This window comes from Streptomyces sp. NBC_01515, assembly GCF_045040345.1.
In the GTDB taxonomy this organism is placed as follows: domain Bacteria; phylum Actinomycetota; class Actinomycetes; order Streptomycetales; family Streptomycetaceae; genus Streptomyces.
Genome location: NZ_CP109416.1, coordinates 415,071 through 436,851, shown reverse-complemented (window position 1 = coordinate 436,851; position 21,781 = coordinate 415,071). Strand labels below are relative to the sequence as shown.

At 72.0% G+C, this 21,781-nt stretch carries 11 protein-coding genes; 7 read left to right on the top strand and 4 right to left on the bottom strand.

Going from position 1 to position 21,781, the window contains the following annotated elements; translation table 11 throughout:
* Nucleotides 1–27: 27 nt before the first annotated feature.
* A complete protein-coding gene (locus tag OG407_RS01580) occupies nt 28–261 on the top strand; it encodes a hypothetical protein (protein WP_405854222.1) in 234 nt (77 codons plus the stop codon).
* A 55-nt stretch (nt 262–316) separates the two neighbouring features.
* Here OG407_RS01580 and OG407_RS01575 read toward each other — a convergent pair whose 3' ends face one another.
* Both OG407_RS01575 and OG407_RS01570 read right to left on the bottom strand, forming a co-directional pair.
* A complete protein-coding gene (locus tag OG407_RS01575) occupies nt 317–1,402 on the bottom strand; it encodes a dipeptidase (RefSeq protein ID WP_405854220.1) in 1,086 nt (361 codons plus the stop codon).
* On the bottom strand, nt 1,399–2,712 hold the full coding sequence (locus OG407_RS01570; RefSeq protein WP_405854218.1) for an amidohydrolase family protein: 1,314 nt from the start codon (nt 2,710–2,712) through the stop codon (nt 1,399–1,401). The genes OG407_RS01575 and OG407_RS01570 overlap by 4 nt, the downstream gene beginning before the upstream one ends.
* A gap of 186 nt (nt 2,713–2,898) precedes the next feature.
* Here OG407_RS01570 and OG407_RS01565 point away from each other — a divergent pair, with 186 nt between their 5' ends.
* The 5 genes from OG407_RS01565 to OG407_RS01545 all read left to right on the top strand — a co-directional run bounded on the left by OG407_RS01565 (nt 2,899) and on the right by OG407_RS01545 (nt 17,556).
* Nucleotides 2,899–3,660 (top strand): IclR family transcriptional regulator, encoded by a 762-nt coding sequence (locus OG407_RS01565; RefSeq protein ID WP_405854216.1) that lies wholly within the window; start codon nt 2,899–2,901, stop codon nt 3,658–3,660.
* Nucleotides 3,657–4,613: an ornithine cyclodeaminase family protein gene (locus OG407_RS01560; RefSeq protein ID WP_405854214.1), complete on the top strand. Its 957-nt coding sequence runs from the start codon at nt 3,657–3,659 to the stop codon at nt 4,611–4,613. Before OG407_RS01565 ends, OG407_RS01560 begins: the two co-directional genes overlap by 4 nt.
* Nucleotides 4,614–5,001: 388 nt before the next feature.
* Nucleotides 5,002–5,493, top strand: a complete 492-nt coding sequence (locus tag OG407_RS01555) for a YbaB/EbfC family nucleoid-associated protein (protein WP_405854212.1) — start codon at nt 5,002–5,004, stop codon at nt 5,491–5,493.
* Nucleotides 5,490–5,825: a hypothetical protein gene (locus tag OG407_RS01550; RefSeq protein WP_405854210.1), complete on the top strand. Its 336-nt coding sequence runs from the start codon at nt 5,490–5,492 to the stop codon at nt 5,823–5,825. Before OG407_RS01555 ends, OG407_RS01550 begins: the two co-directional genes overlap by 4 nt.
* 1 nt (nt 5,826) lies before the next feature.
* Nucleotides 5,827–17,556, top strand: a complete 11,730-nt coding sequence (locus OG407_RS01545; RefSeq protein ID WP_405854208.1) for a hypothetical protein — start codon at nt 5,827–5,829, stop codon at nt 17,554–17,556.
* A gap of 221 nt (nt 17,557–17,777) precedes the next feature.
* On the opposite strand, the gene OG407_RS01540 is transcribed toward OG407_RS01545, so the two are convergent.
* Nucleotides 17,778–18,725: an aminotransferase class V-fold PLP-dependent enzyme gene (locus OG407_RS01540; protein WP_405854206.1), complete on the bottom strand. Its 948-nt coding sequence runs from the start codon at nt 18,723–18,725 to the stop codon at nt 17,778–17,780.
* Between the two features lie 220 nt (nt 18,726–18,945).
* The gene (locus OG407_RS01535) at nt 18,946–20,658 is read right to left on the bottom strand and encodes an MFS transporter (RefSeq protein WP_405854204.1); all 1,713 of its coding nucleotides are present in this window, start codon (nt 20,656–20,658) and stop codon (nt 18,946–18,948) included.
* Nucleotides 20,659–20,930: 272 nt separating this feature from the next.
* Here OG407_RS01535 and OG407_RS01530 point away from each other — a divergent pair, with 272 nt between their 5' ends.
* Nucleotides 20,931–21,704, top strand: coding sequence for a TetR/AcrR family transcriptional regulator (locus tag OG407_RS01530; protein ID WP_405854202.1), 774 nt, complete (start codon nt 20,931–20,933; stop codon nt 21,702–21,704).
* Nucleotides 21,705–21,781: the final 77 nt, after the last annotated feature.

The following is a 21,781-nucleotide window of genomic DNA, read 5'->3' as shown; positions in this document are numbered from 1 at the left end:
GTCGGCGTCAACGCAGGAGCCAACGGCATGGCTCTGCTGTTTCTCGCGCCTCTCATATGGATCGCCACCGCGGTTCCGTGGGTGATCCTGCACAGCACCCTCGGAAGACGTCACCGCAGGACAGCCCTGATGGCAGGGCTCATCTTCACCTTGTGGTTCAGCTGGTTCCTCGTCACGTGGCTCGGTATGCCGGACTCCTACCCCGACCCGTTCTGCCCGGGCAACGTCCCGCCCTGGTGGCCGGGCTTCATCCCGGCGTGATCGGCATGCGCTGTGAGAACGCGCTGTACATGGCCGAAAACGCGGGCGCGGGCTCTCAGGGCGTCCAGACGCGGTCGGCGTAGTCGAGGAAGTTGCGGCCGAGGATCTTCTCGATGCGTCCGGAGCGGTAGCCGCGCTTCTCCAGGAGGCGGATCAGGTCGCGGAACTGGTCGACGCCGCGCAGGTCCACGACGAAGGGGTAGGTGTCGGCCCGTTCGCCCGCCGCGCCGACGCCGGCCGCGCGCCTGGCGGCGACGTGTTCGGCGAGAGCCGCGCGATAGGCGTCGAGGTCGTCCACGGCGGTGACGCCGCCGTCGGTGCCGATGCCGACGTGGTCCTCGCCGCAGACGTCGACCGCGTGCACGATGTGGTCCACGACGTCGGTGGCGGTGGCGTGGCCGGTGGGGTTGAGGAAGGGCATGAAGTAGATGCCGACGAACCCGCCGCGGTCGGCGACCAGGCGGAGTTCCTCGTCCGTCTTGTTGCGCGGGAGGTCGGCCAGGGCACGGCAGCCGGTGTGGTTGACCGACACGGGCTGCCGGGAGTGGCGGGCCGCGTCCAGGCAGGTGTTCTCCCCGCTGTGGGAGAGGTCGACCATGAGGTGGTGGTCGTTGAGGGCCTCGACGACCCGGCGGCCGAACGCGGTCAGGCCCCGGTTGGCGGCGGCCATGGAGCCGTCGCCGAGGTGGTTGGCCTGGTTGTAGGTGAGCTGGACCACCCGTACCCCGGCCGCCGCGAACCCGGCGACGCGGCTGTCGACGAGGGCGGGGTCCTCGCCGACGCCGACCGCGTTCTGGAAGCCGTAGATGACGCCGATCCGCCGCTCGCGGTGGGCGCGTCGGATGTCGGCGGCCGTACGGACCTTGAGCAGGTCGGCCGGGTGTGCGTCGAGGATGCCGTCCCACACCGCGATCTCGTCCAGCGTGTGTTCGTACGGCGGGAGGTCGCCCATGGTGTAGCCGAGGGTGACGTTGACGGCGGTCAGGCCGGAGGCGCGGGCTTCGGCGATCGCCCGGGCGTCGACCGCGAGTTGGGCGCTGTCGGGGTTGAGCTGCGTGGCGGCGGCCCGGGCGGCGGGGGTGTTGGGGTTGTCGAGCTGCCCCAGCGCGTTGACGATCATCGGGTGGGCGGCGGTGGTCACGGGGTGTCCCTGTCGAAGTCGGAGCGGTCGAGGCGGCGGCCGCGTTTCACGGTGAGGGTGATGGTGCGCAGGTTGGCGATGTCCCGGAGCGGGTCCTCGTCCAGGACGGCGAAGTTCGCGAGCTTTCCGGCTTCGACGCTGCCCATGTCCGCCTCGGTGCCTGCGGCCCTGGCGCCGACCAGGGTCGCCGCGCGCAGGACGTCGGCGGCGGACATGCCGCAACGGTCGACGAGGAAGGCGAGTTCGCCGTAGATCGCGGGGAACGGGTCGTCGGGGTCGGTCTCGACATCCGTGCCGGTGCAGACGCCGACTCCGGCGCGGTGTGCCTGGGCGGTGACGGCGGCGGCCAACTCGGTGTTGCGGCGGGCTCGTTCGGCGGACTCGGCGGTGTCGCCCCGGAGTTCGTCGCTGGTCCACATGGACGCGGTGGCGTCGAGGACGGTGCCGCGGCGGCGCATCTCGGCGAAGAGCGCGGCCAGTCGCGGGTCGTCGCCCGCGGCGAAACGGTCGTGGTCCACGGGCGGTTTGGTCTGGTAACTGCTCAGTGGCTCGGTGGGGTTCTCGAAGGCGAGCAGGGTGACGTGGGAGACGCTGTCCACGCCCGCGGCGACGACCTCGCCGGGCGCGGCCGGGAAGACGGTGGCGTGCGCCCAGACGGCGATGCCCTGGCGGTGCGCCTCGGCGGTGACGGCGGTGACGGTCGCGGCGTCCAGGTCGGCGTAGACCTTGATCGCGGCGGCGTGGGTGCCACGGGCCAGGGCGACGGCGACGGTGAGGTCGGTGTCGGGGGTGACGGCCTGCATCCAGGGGACGGCACCGGGCGTGGCGCCCCGGGAGACCGCGTGGGTGCGCGGGTCGTCGAAGAAGGAGGGTCCGGCCATGAGCGCCGCGTAACGGATGTCGGGGCCGGGGATCTCGCCGATCAGGGTGGCCCGGGCGAGGTCGCCGATCTGCCGCAGGTCGTCGGCCATGTCACGGACGGCGGTGACCCCGCTGTGCACCAGGCGCCGGAGCACCGCCTCGGCGACGGGCCGGTCGGGCGGGGTGGCCAGGTGCTGGTGGGTGTCGATCAGGCCGGGGACCACGAACCTGCCGTCGAGGTCGACGCGGGGCGCGTCGGCCGCGAGCGGGGGCAACGGATCGCCGTCGCCGACGACGGCGTGGATCCGGGCGCCGTCCGTGACGATCGTGGTGTCCGCACGGGACCGGTCGCCGGTGCCGTCGAAGAGGGTGGCGCCGCGGTAGACCGTGACGGTTCCGGCGGGCGGTGCGGCCCAGGGGGTCGGGGCACCCGGTGGCAGATCGGTCATGGTCACCTTCAGTCCGCGAGATCCAGCATTGTTACGCTCTATGCAACATCTGTATCGTGTGATGAAAACGCGGATACTGTACTCCGTGACCGGTGGATCACCGCAAGGATCCGAACCGGACAGGCCACCGCGCCCGGCCGCCCCGGTCCGTGGCCGCACCGCGGACGAAAGGGAAGAACCGCTGCCATGCCCGTCGCCCCCCGCACCCCGGCCCCGCCCAGGTCCGCCGTGGACAAGGCGCTCGACCTGGTCGAGGCCGTCTCGCGCGCACCGCACCCGGCGCGGCTGACCGATCTCGCCGCCGAGGTGGGCCTGCACCGCGCCACCGCCTACCGGATCCTGCTGGACCTGGTCCGGCGGGGCTGGGTGCTGCGGGCCGGTGACCGTTATCTGCCCGGTGCCGCCGTGCTCCGGATGTCGGCCTCGGCCGCGGGCAACTCGCTGACCGCGCTGGCCCGTCCGGTGCTGGAACGGCTGTCCGCCGCGACCTCGATGATGGTCAACCTCCAGGTGCTGGAGGAGGGCGGCGCCCGGGTGATCGACGTGGTCAGGCCCGAACGGCTGGCCATGATCACCCACTTGCGGGGCGAACTGCTGCCGGTACGACGGTTCGCCGGGCCGCTGGCCCTGGTCGCCGCCCTCGAACCGGACGCGAGGGCACGGTGGTTGGCCGGACTCGGCGATGAAGCCGCCGACGTGGCACGGGAGTTGGCCGAGGTGGAACGGACCGGCGTCGCCGTGGAGCGCGGTCGTCACGACAAGCTGGTGGCCTCCGTCAGCCGGGCGGTGGTGCCCGACCCCGGGGCTCCGGTGTGCGCACTGACGGTCGTGGGACCGGACGCCGAGTTCGACGGGCCGGAACTGGCCTCCGTGGAGCGGGAGTTGCGCGCGGCGGCGGACGAGCTGGGGACGGCCCTGACCGCCGGTACGGCGGGGGCCGGCCGGTGAGCGGCCTGCTGGTGCTGGACCGTCGGCAGACGGCCGCCGCCCTGCGGCCCGACGCCGTCCTCGACGCGGTGGGCCGGGCCCTGGTCTCCGTCGCCCGCGACGAGGTCTCCGTCCCGCCGCGGATCGCCGCACTGACCCCGACCGGTCTGCTGGGCGCGATGCCCGGTTACGTCCCCGGGCTCGGGCTGGCCGCGAAGCTGGTGACCGTGACCGCCGATCCACGGCACCCCGGTCGCGGTTTCCACCGGGGGCTGGTGGCACTGTTCGACGAACACGACGGGCGGGCGCTGGCGCTCGTGGACGGCGAGTCGCTGACCGAGGTCCGCACGGCGGCGGTCGCCACCCGTAGCGCGCTGGCCCTGGCCGGCCGCCCCGGTCTCGGCCAGGTGGCGGTGGTGGGAACAGGTGCGCAGGCCCGCGCCCAGCTGGCGCTGCTCGCGACGGTGCGGCCGGAGGCCGAGGTGACGGTGGCCGGCCGCGATCCGGTACGGGCCGGCGCGGCGGCAGCGCTGTATCCCGGCGCGCGGGTCGCCGCCGATGTCGAGGGGGCGGTGCGCGAGGCCGATGTGGTGTTCTGCTGCACCGGCGCCACGGCGCCCGTCGTCCGACGCGAGTGGCTCGGTCCCGGCGTCCATGTCTCGTCGGTCGGCGGTTCCCGGGGGCCCGAACTGGACCACGGCACCGTCCGGGACGCGGTCCTGTTCGCCGAGTGGGCCGGCGCGGCCACCGCGCCGCCACCGGCGGGCGCCCATGAACTCCAGGACCTCGCCCCCGGCCGGCCGGTGATCCTCCTCGGGTCCGTTCTCGACGGCGGCCATCCGGGCCGGGGCGGTGACACCGACGCACTCACCGTCTTCAAGTCCACCGGCCACGCCGCCCTCGACGTCGCGGCGGTCCGGGTCGCCTATGACGTGGCGCTCGAACGGGGCTGGGGCGTGCGCGTGGACCTGTGAGGGACGGGGACCCCGCTCGACGAACGGCAGGGCCGTCGTGTTCCCGCGGTCGGGCCGTCGCCGGTTCTCTCCCCGCGGGCGCGCCGCCGCTTCAAGTCGCCCTGGTGCAGGCGAAGTTAATGCGGATGCGGATCTTCATCCATTGCGCGTCATGTGCTGTTGGGGCGGACGTCAACCAGCCCGGCCATGATCGGACGTCTGTGGGCCCGAGCCGCGCGCGTCCTGTGTCAGGGCGAGTGATGCGGGCCCCCGGGTGCGTACGGACGGGACCTCCGGTGCGCGCCGACGTGACCGCCGCCGGTACGTGTCCGTGCTGCCGACGCGGGCCCTCGCCGGTATGCCCTGCGGCCACCTCCGGTGAGTGGAGTACGAGGGAGATGGAGACCGGATGACCCAGGAGCCCGAGTCCGGCCCGGACGGTTACGAGGAGCAGCTGGAGCGACGCCTCGCCCGGGCCAGAGTCGAACTGGCGGCAGCCGAGCGGGACGTGGCACGCGCGGAGGCCGACATGGCCGCCTTCTCCTCGGCCACGGTCTCCGAGGACGGTTCCGTCGAGGTCACCGTCGGACCCCGGGGCGAACTGAGCGGCCTGCGGTTCCTGGGCGACACGTTCCGTGAGATGTCGAGCGCGGAACTGGGCGCGGCGATCATCGAGGCGGTCGAAACGGGCCGGGCGCAGGCACGACGCGAGGCGGCACGTCACTTACGGCCGCTCGACGCCCCCGGCCCGCAGGTGCCCGAACTCGCCGGACTCGACATCGACTGGGCCCGGTTCGCAGGCCCGTCCGCCCCCGCCCGGAGCAGCTCCGCCAGATCCGCCGCACGCCCCCGGCTGCACGACGAGATCGCCGACGACGAGGAAGACGGAAGCACCCGATGACCGGCCCGTCCTACACATCGAACCCGGCGGCCATCATCGGTGGCACACGTGTCATCGAGGACCTCGGCAGGTATGCCGGCGAGGTCGGCGCGTCCGCCCATGCCGCCCTGGCCGACACCAGCTGGACCGGCGACGACAGCTACGGGCAGCAGCTCAGGAAGGAGTTCGTCCAGACACGCGACTCCGTCCTCGCCACCATCGACGCCATCGCCGCGGGCATCTCGGCCGTGGGCGACGGCACGCTCGACAACCTGCGCTCGATCCGCGGCACCCAGGGCGGGATCCTCGACGCCATCCACGAACAACAAGGGCGGACCGGGAGCCGGCCGTAACGTGGCCATCGTCGTCCCGCCCAAGCTCAACTGGCTGTTCTTCATCCTCATCGGGGAAAAGTTCCTGGAGGCCAACGAGGACCACGCCTACGACACCAGCCGGTCTTTCGACCAGCTCCACCAGCACGTCGGCGCGCTCAAGTCACGGGCGAAACAAGCGGTACTGGCCGTGGGAGAGGGCCTCCCCAAGGGAACCGCCGACCAGTTCATCGGGGCGATCAACCAAGTACTGCCCTATCTCGACCAGTTCGAGGCCGACCTGGACAAGGTGACCAAGAACCAGGTCGGCATCGCCATGCAGATCCGTGAGGCGAAGTGGAACATCATCGCCGAACTGGTCCGCCTGTTCATCGAACTCGCGATCCTCGCGGTGATGTCGTTCTTCACCGGCGGGGCCAGCGCCGGCGAGGCGGCGGTGGCACGTGCCCGCAGCCGCGTGTTCATCCTGGAGGTCCTGCTCGAACTCTCGCGCCGCACACACCTGTTGCCCAGCTTCCTGGAGGCCGCCGAGGAGGCCTTCATGACGCTCGCGGTCCGGCTGGCCATGATGACGGGCGCCCCCAAGGGACAACGGCCGAAGTCGATCGACTGGGGCGACATCGGTCTCAGCGCCGCGTTCGGCGCCGTCGCGGGGTTCCTCGCGCCGATCTTCGCGAAGACGATGAAGAACGTCACGAACAACCTCAAGAACATCGGTGACCTGGGGAAGAAGTTCGACGACATCAACCTGGGCGGGCCGAATTCACCGAAGCCGAACACCATCGACCTGAACTTGAAGAACAGGCCGAAGCCCGGTCCTGCGCCGGAACCCGGGGCCCACGTCCCCAAGACGACCCCCGTTCCCACCCCCACTCCCACTCCCCACGGTGACGAGAGCCTCTTCGGCAAGGGGCTCGATCAGGGCGGCGAGTTCATCGCGGACGGCGCTTCGGAGACGCTGGCCGAGTCCCTCGTGATGGGCGCGTTCTTCGGTGACTTCACGCCCAGTTGGCAGACGTTCGTCGGGTCGGGCCTGAGCGAGCGGTTCGAGGCGGGGGCCGAGCACGCGGTCACCAACAGCGCCGACTGGCTCAAGAACTTCGGTGACCCGCCGACGATCTCCACATCGGTCTCCGACACCGGCACCGGAGACGCCGGCAACGTCGGCCAGAACTCCGGCCCGGGAAAGAGCGGCGACACCAAGTCCGGTGCGGGAAGCGGCCCGCACACGCCCGTGGACGCGGACACCGGCAACCACATCGACACGGACACCGGTACACCTACGAAGGCGCCCCCGGTTCATGTCATCGGCCCACCGCCCCACACGTCCGTCCCGGTCATTCCACCTGTGGTGGGGTCTTCAACGCCGGTGATTCCGCCGGAGGTTGGGGCGTCCGAGCCGTCGACCGTCACCGGTGACACTGTCACTCCCGCAGCGCCCGTCGTGACGCACGGAAGCAACGGCAACGGCACCGAACCCCCGCCGCAGACCCACGACCTGAACACCCCGGAGGTTGAGCCGGCCGGAACAACTCGGATCGACCCGCCCCCCATCGGGCCCACCGTCCCACCCGCGGTCACCCACAACAACGTTCCTGAGCAGGGGAGTTCGAGCAACGACACGGGCAGCGGCAATCCGCCCCCGCACCCTGTCCAAGCCCCGCCTCCGACCCGCACCCCGACCATAGACACCGGAACGGGTACCGGTACCGGCACCGGCAAGGGAAAGGCCGTAGCTCCATCAACAACGGACGCCCCAGGCCTAGATCACGGCACCGTCACCCACCCCGCCCCGCTCGTAGGCGCGGCCCACGACGCCCATGCCGACGCCGTACGGTCGCTGCAGCACGCGGCCGACACCGCCGAACGCCTCCGTGCGCGTGTCGAGGCCGGCGAGGGAACGAGCCGCGACGCCACCGCGCTGCATGACGCGGACGACAGGGTGCGGCAGGCGCAGGCGGACCTCGTCCGGACGGAGACGCAGCTGCGCGCACTGGGCGAGGTGCCCCGTTCCCACGCCGACGCTGCCCTGGACCTCGGCTCCGACACGTCGGCGCAGCCCTCCGCCATCGTCCCCGTGGTGAACCGCTCCGACGCTCAACGGCACTGGATCGCCTCGCAGTTGACCGAGGACGACCTGCCCCACGACTTCTCCGCCGCCGGCCTCCCGACCGTCGATGTCGACGTGGACGTAGCGGACCTGTCCGCCACCGGAACAGCCCTCACCGTCGAGCAGCGGACCCAGGCAGTCATGGCGGGCGGCAGACTGTCCCTGCGGGAGGCCGGACTCACGCCCTTGCAGCAGGCCAAGGCGCTGATGCTGCAACCGGGGCCTTGGTCCGGGCACCTCGACACCGCCGCGGCCACGGCCAGCAGGCGTCTGTGGGACGACGCGCTCACGGACTTCACGCTGAACACGCCAGGGTCGGCTCCCGACACCGCACGCCAGTCGTGGGACACCGCCACCGCGCTCGTACTGCCCCTGGAACTGCACCCCGTGCTCGCGGACTCGCGGCACGCGATCGAGTCGTACCGAGGCGCGGTACGTCAGGTCGCCGACCTGCTCGCCGCGGGCGGGACGCGTGCGGAGGCGACCTCGCTCGCCGACGGTCTCCGCAGGGGCCTCGGGCTGCCGCAGCGACTGCGGGGCGGTGCCCCCAAGTCCGGGGGGTCCACCGACGTTCCGCAGCCCGTGGTCACGGTGAGCGGCGGGACCCCCCTCGTCGCGACGACGTCCACCACGACCGACTCGACGACCACGATCACGGAGGTGCCGTTCGACGGGGGGCTCAAGTCCCCGGACGACAAGTCGACTTCGGTGCCTCCCCGCGGTCCGGACGACCCCCCGGAGACGCCCCGTCGGCAGCGCCCGCCCCGCAAGGGCGCCCCGCCGAACCGCCGTACCCCCCTGCTCGAACCCATCGACGAAGACGCCGAGGCCAGGTTCACCGCGCCGCCGGTCAAGAAGCCCGCCACGCAGGGGCCGACCTGGGTGGTGCACGACCTGGACTCGCGTCGGCCGCCGCGCGTCGACCTCGACCTGCCTCCCGCGCCGTACAGCGGCGGCGGACCCGCGTCGTTCACCGACGGTGCCCAACTGCCCGTCTACATGGGCGGCATCGGCGGGTTGCTGCGCGGGCTGCCGCGCAACCTGCTGCGCCGTTCCTACGCCCTCGGCCAGGGGGACCGTGTCCTGCGCGGCGCCGACCGCGTGGTCGAGCAGCTCGACCTCAACCTCCGGCAGCCGCCCGGCGTCCGCCCCCGTCCCGCGCGCACCGGCGGCAACCGCACCGGCGACGGGCTCCTCGACGACGTACGACACGCCCTCGTCCACAACCCGAGCGGCTTCTTCGGCGACGGGCAGCAGTTCAACTACCGCACGGTGGACGGCAAGTCGCGGGTTCTCACGGTCACGGCCCGCCCGTACGGGCAGTGGGAGAGGTTCACCTTCGGCTACGCCAACCCCGTCAAGATCGACACGATGCAGCGCAACACCGCCCTCACCGGCCGCGTCGCCGTGAACAGCACGTCGGCGTCCCTCGCGCCCACCGCACCGCTCGGACCGGTGAAGACGCTGTTCGCGCCCTGGGGACGCGTCTTCGCCCAGTTCTCCTGGACCAAGCGGGTCGAGTACAACCTGCAGAACCTCGTCGTGAACCAGAACGAGACCCGCACGACCGACGGCTCGCACGCCCATCTCGACGACGTCTGGTACGAGTTCAAGGTCACCGATCCGGCCGGACGCCCCGTGGACCGGACCGGCAAGGCGATCCGGCCCACGTCCGGCACGCGTGCTCAGGTCGCCTTCGGTTTCGCCGTCAGGGACGGGCTGTTCGTGCGCATCGCCGACAGCCTCACCCGGCCCAAGCCCCCCGCCGACCGGCTGCCCCCGCGGATGCGGCTCGACCGCGGCTCCCACTACCGCATGATGAACACGGAGAGCTTCGGCCCCGTCGCACACATCCGGGACTGGGCGCTCCAGCAGATCGGCACGGACACGGACAGCATGGCCGGCAAGCAGCTCAACTCGTTCTTCTCCACCGACGGGTTCCACCGCATGAGCCGGGTCATGGCGGCCGGGGCGGTCACGTCACCGCCCCTGTTCAAGGACGACGCGGGGCGCGAACCGCTCGGTGTCTTCTCGGTCCGGGTGGAGCCCGGCGAGGCCGTCCTCATCAGCGAGACCACCGCCGCCGAACTCCGGGACATCTCCCAGACGACGGTCCGCAACGAGCGGACCACCGGCAGGTCCTCGGGCGTCGACATCGGCGGTGCCCTCGGCCCCGCCTTCCAACTCCTCGGCATCGACCACGGCAAGTTCGACCTGCGGCTGCTCGCCGGCCTCAACTTCCGCTACGGCGCCTCCCGCAACCGCGCCTCCGTCACCGGCGGAACCGGCGCCGTGAAATCGGCCGGGCAGGCGAAGGGCGACCCCACGGGCCTCTACCTGGTCCAGAAGACCGTCACGGTCACCGCACCGCCCGACACCAAGGCACCGCTGCCCGGCCGCAGGCGCGACGACGCCAACTCGACACCCGGCAAGCTGCGCAAGAACCCCCCGCGCACCTGGAGCGAGGCACCGCGGACCCGTACGTTCCAGACCTGGGCCGTGGAACGGCTCACCCGCACCGAGGCCCGCCGCCTCGCCGGGGAGGCGAGCCCCGCGCCCGGCACCCCGCCCAGGGTGCCGCCGTACCTCACCCAGGACGCGCCGCCCACCCTCGGCATGAGCAGGGTCGAGGAGTTCACGTTCGCCGACGGCTCCTACGTACAGGACATCGACGGCGAGGACCGCACGTTCCTCGACCACTTCGGCGACCAGGTCCTCGACGAGGTCGCACGCGCCTACCCGGACCTCGTCGCGCCCCTGTCCGAACTCGATCCCGCCAATCCCCGCTGGCGCAACGCCGACCACTTCCAGATGGCGGTCTCCAACACCCTGGAGGTGCTCAACACCCTCGCCTTCCACAGCATGGCGGGCAACCTGGAGACGATGATGACCACGGGGCTGCGGATCTCCCTGGTCGACTCCCGCCGCGCCACCCGCGCGCACCGTTACGTGTGGGTGGACGCCGCCCTGACCGACCGGCGTTTCGAGGGCACGCAGAAGGATCTGCGGCTGCGGTTCAGCGCACCCGGCAGCGAGAACCTCGGCGGGCGGCAGAACAGCGCGCGCGGCGCGCACATCGGCGCGGAGGGGCTGCTGTCGCTGCGGGACGCGGCGACCGACAGCGCGGGCGGCCCGCTGCACGCGGGCACCGGTTCGCTGGGCGTGCGCTGGGGCGGCCGTACGGACTCGGAGAGCGGCTACGGGGCCGCCGCCACCCACGAGGCCATGTCGATCGGCACCAAGGGCACCCACCTGTACAGCTACGAGGTCACCCTCACCGCACGGCGCGGCGGCTTCCGCCGGTTCCGCGGCCTGCTGCGCGGTGTCCTCTTCCTCAACCTGCTCGGAACGCGGCCGTTCGTCTTCACCGAGCGGGAGAAGAACCTCATCGGCCCGACCGGTGCGCCGACGCCGGGCGCCAAGGGACCTTCCGTCGGACGGGTGCTGCTCGGCGTGCCCGTCGAGCACACGCCCGTACGCGACACCGCGCGCCCGCACCACCCCCTGCACGGGGTGCCCCTCGCGAGCACCGCGCAGGCCGCACGGGACCTGGCGCTCGCCACCCGCGGCCTGTTCGAGCGGGCCGGCCGCCGGGGCCGCGAGGAGTACCGGCGCCACCCGTACCTGACCCTCGCGGTCGTAGCGGATCCCGCGCTCGGCAGGGCCGCCGAGGATGTCCTCAAGGAGTCGTCGGGCAACTCCTGGATGCTGACCCACGAGGGCGCCCCCGTCCACGACGCGGCGCTGCGCGTGTTCCAGAGCCAGTTCCTGACCGCGAACTTCGACCAGTCGTCCGCCCCGACCGGCTGGCGTGCCTCCGGGCTGTGGGCGAAGGCCCCCTACCTGGACCGCTCCTCCGTCCTCGCCCACCGCAGCCGCCTGCGCCCCGGCAGCCTCACCGCCGTGACGGGCGCCATCCCGATCGAGGCGGAGACGACCATCGGCGGTGCCACCCAGGCCTCGGGACGCCACACCAGCACCAGCACGCTGTTCTTCGGCGGCCAGCTCGTCTACCTCCACTCGCACGACACCGGCACCGGGACCACCGGCAACTACGGTCTCGTCGCCAGCCCCTACCGCCTCGACAAGTCCCGCTTCCGGGCCGTCTCCCGGACCGCGCTCGCCGAGATCAACCGCAAGGACCAGGGCCGGCAGGTACTCGTCACCGCCGACGTCGACCACGAGATCGCCGCCACCTCCACCCTCGTCGGTGAACGCGCGACGGGCGTACGGCGGCTGCCCCGCTGGCTCGCCGGCGCGTCCGGGCGGCGGGTCCTCGTCAACGACGGCTGGGTCGGGCACGTTCCGGAGAAGAGTGCCTACCGGATGGGACTGCTCCGGGACCGCTGGGGCGACGTACCGCTCTACACCCGGCGCCGGTGGTCGCCCCAACCCTGGCTCCTGGACCATCCGTTCGGCAGTTTCCCGCTCACCGCGCTCGACACCGCGGCCGTACTCAACGACTTCGACCGGCAGTTGAGGCCGCTCGGACTGACGTCCAGCGACCGGGACACGGTGCACCGGCTGATGTCGGAACGCGTCGTGCGTGCCCTCGGCAAGGAGATGACCGGCGGCAGCTCCTCCGTGCCCGCCCGCGTGGGCCGTTGGGGCTCGTCCACCGCCAACCTGTGGATCGGCAGCCGCAAGGTACGGGCGCGCGCCGAGCTGATCCCGGTGAAGGTGCCCGTCGGCAAACCCGCACCGGACGGCAGCGGCTTCGGGGGTCTTGGGCACAGCGTGGAGTTCGAGGAGCACCGACACGCGGTGGAGACCACGCAGGAGGGCCGCGGCCGGGCCTCCGGCGCCAGCGTCGGCACCACCGTCGCCCAGGGCGCGCACACCGGCAACGACACCGTGCGGATGGCCGGACCGACGTACGCGGAGGTGGGCTCCACCCAGCAGACCGCCGCCCAGAACCAGTCCGAGGGCAGCGTGCGGATCGCCACCGCGACGACGACCCAGGGACACGCCGAGTACGTCACCCGCTACCGGATGCGGCTCACCCTGGAAGTCACCGACACCCGCGAGCCGAAGACCGGCACCGGCACCTCCGCCTGGGTGAAGCGGGCCGCGCACCGCACCTGGCGCGGTGTCTCCGGCCGACGTCTGCTGCGCGTCAGCTCCGAGGGCGACGTCGGAGAGCTCGTCGAGTACTACCCGCTCAGCCTCATGCGCCCCGACCCCGTCGACCCCGCCGCCGAACGCGACGACCCGCTGGCCCCGGCCACCCTCGACGCCCCCGGACCCTCCCGCCGCGTCGCACCGCCCGCCACGAACGGTCCCGGCGGCTGGCTCGACACGCTCCACCCCGACGACAGCATGAAGCCGTTCACCATGCCGCCGGACGGTTTCAAGGTCCGCCGGATCGTCGGCGTCGACCAGCTCCACACCGCCAACTCCCTTGTCCTCGCCTCCGCCTACGACACGTCCTTCCCGCTCACCGACACGGTCGACGACGACCTGATCGCCCGCGCCCAGGACACCCCGCTGACCCGTGCCGGCACCGGGCCCGCCCAGAACCTGGAGGACGGCACCGGCAACGGCGCCCTCAGCGCCTTCTACGACCGCACCCTCGACCCCGGCGGCTACGAGGTGGCCGGCCTGACCGAACGCGGCTTCTTCGGCGGCGCCGACGCCGACCTCCGGCTCTACTCCCGGCCGCGGTTCCGGCAGGCCCGGCTGCTCGCCGTCACCGACGGCATGAAGCACGAGGCACCCAAGCGCCATGTGCAGGGCGGCGGCGCGAGCGCCGGGCGCGTCGGGCAGACCGAGTCGTCGATCGGCGGCGGTCCCGCCACGTCGTCCTCCGCCACCGGCACCAACCAGATGGGCGCCTCGGGACCCGGCGACGTGTCGACCGAGTCCGACACCCTCGCCTCGGCCGGCGACCGCCTCGCGTCGGTGAACGTCAAGCCGAACACCACCCGTACGTTCCTCTTCGCCATCCCCACGACCTGGCTGAGCGTCGCCGCGGTCCACCACCACGTCAAGGACTCCGCGCCGGTGCGGGCGATGCGCAGCCCCTTCGGCAACCCGCAGCGCGCCCCGCAGGCACGCGAGACCGAGACCACCGTCCTGGCCTGGGTCCGCGAGGACGTCGCACGTGAACTGGGCCTCGTAGCGGACGAGGGATTCCCGCCGGTGGCCGTCAAGGCGTGGGACGCGGTCACCAAGGCCGACAAGGAGTGGACGGCCGCCGACAAGAAGTACTGGGAGCTGCGCCGCGACGAGGGCCCGCGCCGCGAGACCGCGCTCACGGACGCCGAGACCCTGCTGACCACCCTCACCGCCCGCGACCCCGAGACCCTGCCCCAGGTGATCGCCGCACGGCGCGAACTCGCCCGCCTGGAACACGAGAGCGACGGCGCGGAACCCGCTCACGACGGCTGGGCGGAACTGCTCGACGCGGAACGCGACGCCGCACACGACCGCGTGACGGCCCTGCTGCGGGCGGCCGAGGACGAGGTCACCGCGGCCCGTACGGCCCGCGACACGGCCCGCGACCAACTGGACGCCTTCACGGCGGAGTTGGGTGAACGACGTGTCTTCGCCGAGGCGCTCGCCGACGAGTACGCGCGCGTCCGGGAAGCCGCCGACCGCCTGACCCGCTGGTACCAACTCGCAGCCACACCGGCGGGACGCGCCCAGCTCGGCACCACCCCGGAACCGGACGAGGTCGTCTTCCGGGCCCCACCGGCACCGGCGACGGAGAAGAAGGCCTCCGAGACGACTGACAAGAAGACCAGCGACAAGAAGACCAGCGACAAGAAGACCAGCGACAAGGACGCGGAGAAGAAGACCAGCGACAAGGACGGCGACAAGAAGGACGGTGGTAAGCAGGACGAGGCGGCGGGCGAGGCCGAACTGCGCCCCGCGTTCAGCCGCCCGCCGTGGGAGACGACCGGCATCCCGGACCCGACGCTGCGCCGGTTCGACGCGGCCCAGGACCACCGCACCCTGACCGCCACCGATCCCGACGGCCGGAGCTGGGTCTACGACCTGTACGAACCGGACGGCGACGGCAACGGTTTCTTCACGGCGATCCTCGGTGTCGCCGATCGCGGTGGGCCGACGGCGGTGTCGGAAGCCCGACGTGCCGCACTGGCCGGCCGCGTGGCCCGGAGCATCGACATGCCCCCGGACGTGACCCTCGATCCGCACGCGGTGTTCCGTACGGCCGAACTGACGAGCAGGCTCGGCGAGCACTTCCGGCGCGACCCCGCCCTGTCCGGGACCGTCGAGGAGAACGGCGGCCGGCTGCCCGACACCCTGCTCACCGCACTCACCCCCGCCCAGCGGCAGAGTCTCGTACGGCTGCACGTGCAGCGAGCCCGCCGTTGGGACGACGCGACGGCGGACCTTGCCGCGGACCTGACGGCGCGTTCCTTCGGGGTGGACATCACGGTCGTGGGGGAGGACGGCGGCTACCGGTTCTTCCCGGGCTCCGCAGACCCGACGGCCGGCCCGCTCCGGCAGGTGACCGTCTACCGGCGCGGTGACAGCTACCTGTCGGTCCGTCCCCGGTCGGCAACACCGTTGCCGGCGCCGCCCGTTCGGGGCACGGAACCGCCGGGGGACAAGGACACCAAAGACACCAAGGACGCCGACACCACGAAGAGCGAGGAGACCCAGGGCAAGGAGGCGAAGCCCAAGGACAAGCCCGGCTCGGACGCACAAGGCACGTCCCTTGGCGACAAGCAGCCGCCGCCCGCCCGGACCGTACTCGTGGATGGTCGGCAGATGACCCTCCGGAACGTGGCTCCCGACGGCAACTGCCTGTTCACCGCCGTCATCGCCGGCCTCGGCGCCCAGCACCCCGGCCACGCCGTGCGGGGCAGGGCCGTACACACGATGACGGTCGCCGACCTGCGGACCGACACCGCCGACTGGTACGGGACGTCCGCCGCCGCCCACCAGCACGCCACGCGGGACCCGTTGGACACGATCGTCCACGACAGATACCCGGACCTGCGCAGCCTGCAGCCCCTGCTCACCTCAATGGGCCTGCGCAGGCACTTCCCGTTGACTCCCGCGCAACAGGCGGGAATCCAGGTCCAGTTGAAGACCGAGGGGCTGGAGAACGCCACGGGGCCGGAGGCGAACGCCCGACGGCGCGCGCTGACCGACCAGGTGCACGGGAACAACGTGCGCCAACTGGTCCTGCGTACCCTGCACGGCCCCGCCACGGCAAGGTCGCGGGCGCTGTGGCGGGAGATCCGCAGCCACCTGCCGACCGTCGTGCCCGCCACCCCGGCGCAGACCGTCACCCTGGGGGAGCGCGGGCTGGTCGACCGCGCGATCCGCTCGGCCGAACTGTGGCACACGCCCTTCTACGACGAGGTACCCCTGCTGCTCGCCCAGTCGCTGGGCATCGACCTCGTCGTCGTCCAGCCCGACGGCCACGGCGGATCCCTGCTGCACCGCCTCTCCGAGGACGCCAACGGGCCTACCGTGTACGTCGGTTACAACGGCGTCGACCATTACGAGACGTTGCTGCCGACGGCCCCGCAGCCCGGTGCGAGCGGTGCCCTCACCGCCGGTTTCGGCGATCCCGTGATGCCGAAGCGGGTGAAGGACGAGGAGCGCGACGGCTCGGGCGACGTACGGGCGAACCCGCTGTGGATCCCCCTTGAAGAGGTGGACCCCGACCTGCTCATCACCGGCAACCGCGACGCGGTATGGCTGTACACGGTGACCGACGACGGCCGTGTCCTGCTCGGCAGCGAGGCCCCTTCGCAGGTGATGGCGCAGGACCGGTTCGACGCACTGCTCGCCGGTGTCCGCACCCGACGCCCCGAGGCGACGGCGGAGTCGCTGCGGGCGGAGATCGACGGCCTCGGACACACCGGCATCGCCGCCGTGTTCGAGGAGGGCGGTCGTACGCGGCCCGGCGCGAGCCGGGTGTCCGGCGAGTTCCGCTGGAGCGAGAGCCTGCGGTCGTGGACCGTGAACGACAAGTCCGGCCGCTACATGAGCAAGTCGGTACGGCCGGGCGTCGATCCCGCGGTCGCGGCCGGCTGGCTGGACAACGTCGCCGCACTCTTCACCGACCGTCTCGGCGTCCAAGTCGCCCCGGACCAGGTGAAGTCGAGCGCCACGAAGGCTCCCGAGCCGAAGCCGGGAGACACCGAAAACCGGTCCGCTTCCTTGCCCATGATGCTCCGTCAGCCCGCAGGCGGCGGCGACTGGTTGCCGGCCGTGCTGGTCGACGCCCTGAGGGAGAAGGGGGCCGACGTGTTCGGCCGACCGGGGCTTGGCGGTCTTCTCGGGGGGCCGGACCCGTCCGACGCGCTGCACCGCTGGACCGAGTTCCGGCTCGCGGCTCCGGACGCCGCGGCGCGGGTGCCCCGCCTGGCCGCCGCCGACTGGGCGGGCCCGGCACACCGGACGGTGTCGCTCGACGACCTCGCCGCGGTGGGCGTGATCCCGACACCCGACCAGGCCGCGTTCGCGGCACTGACCGGCGCGCTCCCGCTCGGCGACCTCACGCTGACGCTCGCACAGCGCTACCGGCTGCTGCGCCGCTGGGCGGACCGCGACGACCTTCTCACCGAGATCGCCGCGGGCACGGCAGCGCGTGACCTGGGAATCGTCCTGACGCTGGTGACCGACGACGGGACGGTACGCCGCTTCGAACCGTGAGAGCCGGCTCCGCCCCGACGCGCAACTCACCACGAACTTCCAGGGTCTCGCCGTGCCGACAGGTGCCCGGCAATACGGCGAAATCGGCGATGACGGCACACGGTTCGAGGGCGTAGTCCGTGAGCCGTACTGCGAGTCGTTCCGAGGCGGGCAGGACCGCTGTGCAGCCGGCCAGGACCGTTCGGCGGTGGCTCCGCCTGGTTCGCAGACGCTGGACGGGGTCAGTTCCTCAACGACGCAAGCGCCGCGGCCACCCGTGCGCACGCCTCCGGTGGAGTCGAGGCGTGCGGGGAGAACCGGAGGGAGTCGGCACGGACGGTCGGTGTGACCCCCTCGCCGTGCAGCGCCTTCGCGACGACGGACGGATCGTGCCCCGGCATCGCGAAGGCAAGGACGCCCGCGCGCCGCGCCGGGTCGGCCGGGGAGAGGACGCGACCGCCGTACTCCTCGACGACCTCGGTCAACTCGGCGACCCGCAGGGCGATCGCGGCCTCGATCGCCGCGACCGTGTACCGCTCGACGAGCCCGAGAGCGGCGGCGAACGCGGCGGCCGTCACCGGGCTGAGATGGGTGATCGACCACCGCCGCGCGTCCACGGCGGGCGGGTGCTCGGTCCCGTCGAAGACACCGACGTCCTCGACACCCGTCCAGCCGGTGAGGACCGGCTCCAGGGACTCCAGGGCACGGTCGGACAGCGCCGCGAAGCCGGTGGCCCATCCCGCGCGCAGCCACTTCTGGCCGCCCGCGACCACCACGTCGGCCGCGTCCCAGGCCATCCGCGCCACCCCGAACGCCTGGATGGCGTCCACGATCAGCAGCCGGTCAGGGCCGATCGCCTCGCGCAGTGCGGCGAGGTCGGCACGGAAGCCGGTGCGGAAGTCGACGGCGCTGACGGACACACCGACGACGTCGTCGGTCAGCGCGGCGCGGACGAGGTCGGGGGTGACTCCCGCACCGGGCGCGGGATCGAGCCAGCGCGGCGTGGCCCGGCCGAGTTCGGCGCTGCACCGCCACGGATAGTGGTTCGCCGGGAAGTCGGTGCGCGGTGCGAGGACCACGCCCGCACGGATTCCGAGAGCGGCGTGGAACAGTCCGGTGGACGCGTTCGGGAGGAGCACCGTGTGGCGGCCGTCGGTACCGGCCAGGCGGGCGGCCCTGTCGCGTGCCACTGCGTCCGCGTCCATCAGGCCGTGCCAGGCCGTGCGCACTTGAATGCGTGCCCGTTGCCGCGACACCCAGACCTCGAACCGTACAGCGCAGAACCCGGCCCCGGACCGCGCGCCGCGGGCCCGCCCGACCGCTGGCCGTGCCGGCACAGAACGCGGGGCGGTCGTAGCCCCCCCCGAAAGGGTCAACGACCGCCCCGTGCGCGCTGGTTGACGGCCGGATTCAGTGGCCGGCGGACCCCTCGGGGCGGGCGTGGCGTGGCAGGAGGAAGGCGAGCAGGAAGGTCAGCGCGAGCATCCCGTCCACGATCCAGAGCACGGTCTGCATGACCGAACCGAAACCGCTGCGGAAGGCCGACGTGGCGGTGGCCTCCAGAACGGCGGGTATCCGTGCGCCCGCCTCGGACGCGGTCACCGCGGACCGGGTGTCCTTCGCCAGGAGTGCGCAGGACGCCGGGGTCGCGGCGGGGTCCTTGGCGGTGGCGCGGTCCGAGGCACACCGGCGCAGGTCGGCCACGACGCGGTCCTGTGTCGCCGGAGCGACGTGTGCCGCGGTCAGCCGGCCGCGCAGGTCGTCCGAGCGGTGGTCGACCGCTCCGGCGATACCGCCGCCCAGCAGACCGAAGAACACGGTGCCGAGGATGGCCACGCCGAAAGCGCCACCGAGCTGCTGCACCGCGGTCATCGTGCCGGACGCCGAACCGGTCTCGTGCTGCTCGACGCTGGCGAGGACGATGTCGAAGAAGGGCGCCATGAGCAGGCCCATGCCGATGCCGGTGACGAGCAGCGACGGCAGGAGCTGCCAGGGGCCGACGCCGGACCCCACCTGGTCGAGGGTCAGCCAGACACCGAACACTCCGAGCGCCATGACCACCGTGCCCGCCTGGAGCACGGCGCGGCCGAAGCGGACGACCCCCTGCGCGATCCCGAAGCCGACGATCATGCCGCCGGACCAGGGCACCATCACCAGGCCCGCCTTGAGCGGCGAGTAGCCCAGGCCGATCTGGGTGTAGAGGTTGAACACCAGCATGAAGCCCTGCATGGTCGAGAAGAAGACCAGCCCCAGGATCATGCCGCCGCTGAAGCCGCGCTTGCGGAAGAGGCTCGGGACGACGAGCGGGTCCTGGCCGTTCCTGCTGCGGAACGACTCGTACCGGGCGAAGAGGGCGAACACGGCGATCGACGCGGCCATCATCACGAACGTCCACACGGGCCAGTCGTACTCACGCCCCTGGACCAGCGGGAAGATGAGGAGCAGCGCCGCCAGCGAGACCAGGAGCATGCCGGGGATGTCGAGGCGGGGCTTGGCCTCGGAGCGTCCCCGCGGCAGGTAGCGCAGGGCGCCGAGGATCGCCGCTGCCCCGAGCGGCAGGTTGATCAGGAAGATCATGCGCCAGCCGGTGCCGAAGTAGTCCGCGTCCACGAGCCAGCCCGCCAGGATCGGCCCGCACACCGCGGACAGCCCCATGACCGGACCGAACATGCCGAACGCCTTCTGCGACTCCTTCGGAGGGAACATCTCCTTGATCATGCCGAGACCCTGAGGCAGCATCACCGCGCCGAACAGGCCCTGCACGATCCGCGCGCCGATCAGCATCTCGGGCGACCCGGATATCGCGCAGAGCAGTGAGCCCAGTGTGAATCCGGCGGCTCCCACCAGGAACATCCGGCGGCGGCCGTGGATGTCGCCGAGCCGTCCGCCGGTGACGAGCCCGACCGCCATCGACAGGGTGTAGGCGGCGGCCAGCCATTGCAGCGTGGAGGCGCCGCCGCCGAGGTCGGCCCGCATGGAGGGACCGGCGATGTTCGTGACGACGGCGTCGAGGAGGTCCATCACCTCGGCCGCCAGGATCACGAAGAGCGCGGCCCAGCGCCACCGGTAGGGCGCTGGCGAGTCGATGGGCGTCTCGGTGGACGCGACACCGGTGGTGGACATCGGAACTCCTCGGAAAGGGTCCGCGCGCAGCGAGGATCTGCGAGCGCGGTGGGACGGGTGGATGCGACTGCCCGGCTCCCTGGTGGGGGCGGGGAGCCGCGACCGCACGCCGGAGAACACTGTTCACCCTAACAGAACAGTGCTCACCGAGAGAACGGCGTTCATCAAGATATAGCGCAACTGGGCACCGTAGACAAGATATATCGCGTCTCTCCGGGTGAACGCTGCTCACCCGGAGAGAACACCGCTCTCCCGGCGCCTAGACTGGCCCCATGACTGACGCGGACGCCGACACCCCCGCACCGCCCCCGCCCTCCCCCTGGGAGCGTGAGCGCCCGGCACCTGCACGTGTCACCCCGGCCCGAACTCCCCTGTCACGCGAACGTGTTGTCGACGCCGCTTTCACCGTGCTCGACCGTCAGGGGCTCGACGGCCTGTCGATGCGTCAGGTCGCGGCCGAACTCGGGGTCACCGTCTCCGCCCTCTACGCCCACGTCAGCTCCAAGGACGACGTCCTGGAACTCATGTACACCCGCCTCTTCGAAGACTTCAAGCCGCCCGAGGCCGACCCGGAGCGCTGGCAGGAGGAGGTGCGCGAGTACGCCCTCGAAGGGCGGCGGCGCCTTCTGGCGCACCGGGACATGGCCAGGATCTCCATGGCCCACGTCCCCTTCACCGCCGAACTGCTGCCACATGTCGAGGCGCTGCTCGGGGTGTTCCGTACCGCGGGACTGCCCGATCGCATCGCGGCGGAGGCCAGTGACCTCATCTCGACGTACATCGACGGGTTCGTCCTGGAGGAGGGTATGTGGCGGGACCGGGCGGCCCAGCAGAACGCGGACACCTCCTCGCCCGCCCGCCCCGACTGGCGTGAGATGGCCGACGAGATGCAGAACTACTTCGCGTCCCTTCCCGCCGCGGACTTCCCTCACCTGCGCGCCCTGGCCGGCGTCATGGTGACGGACTCCTCCGACGAGCGGTTCGACATCGGCCTGGAGATCATCCTGCGCGGCCTCGCGAGCTACCTGCCGGCCGACCCGTCCTGACCCAACAGGCCGCGCATCCTGGCCAGTTGTTCCAGCTCTCGTCGTCCGGTACGGATCACGCGGGGCTCTGACCGTCT

Bases quoted from the DNA above. Each gene is read 5' to 3' on its own strand.
- OG407_RS01580 (WP_405854222.1), top strand. From the start codon at position 28: ATGGCTCTGCTGTTTCTCGCGCCTCTCATATGGATCGCCACCGCGGTT.
- OG407_RS01570 (WP_405854218.1), bottom strand. From the start codon at position 2,712: ATGACCGATCTGCCACCGGGTGCCCCGACCCCCTGGGCCGCACCGCCC.
- OG407_RS01565 (WP_405854216.1), top strand. From the start codon at position 2,899: ATGCCCGTCGCCCCCCGCACCCCGGCCCCGCCCAGGTCCGCCGTGGAC.
- OG407_RS01555 (WP_405854212.1), top strand. From the start codon at position 5,002: ATGACCCAGGAGCCCGAGTCCGGCCCGGACGGTTACGAGGAGCAGCTG.
- OG407_RS01550 (WP_405854210.1), top strand. From the start codon at position 5,490: ATGACCGGCCCGTCCTACACATCGAACCCGGCGGCCATCATCGGTGGC.
- OG407_RS01535 (WP_405854204.1), bottom strand. From the start codon at position 20,658: ATGTCCACCACCGGTGTCGCGTCCACCGAGACGCCCATCGACTCGCCA.
- OG407_RS01530 (WP_405854202.1), top strand. From the start codon at position 20,931: ATGACTGACGCGGACGCCGACACCCCCGCACCGCCCCCGCCCTCCCCC.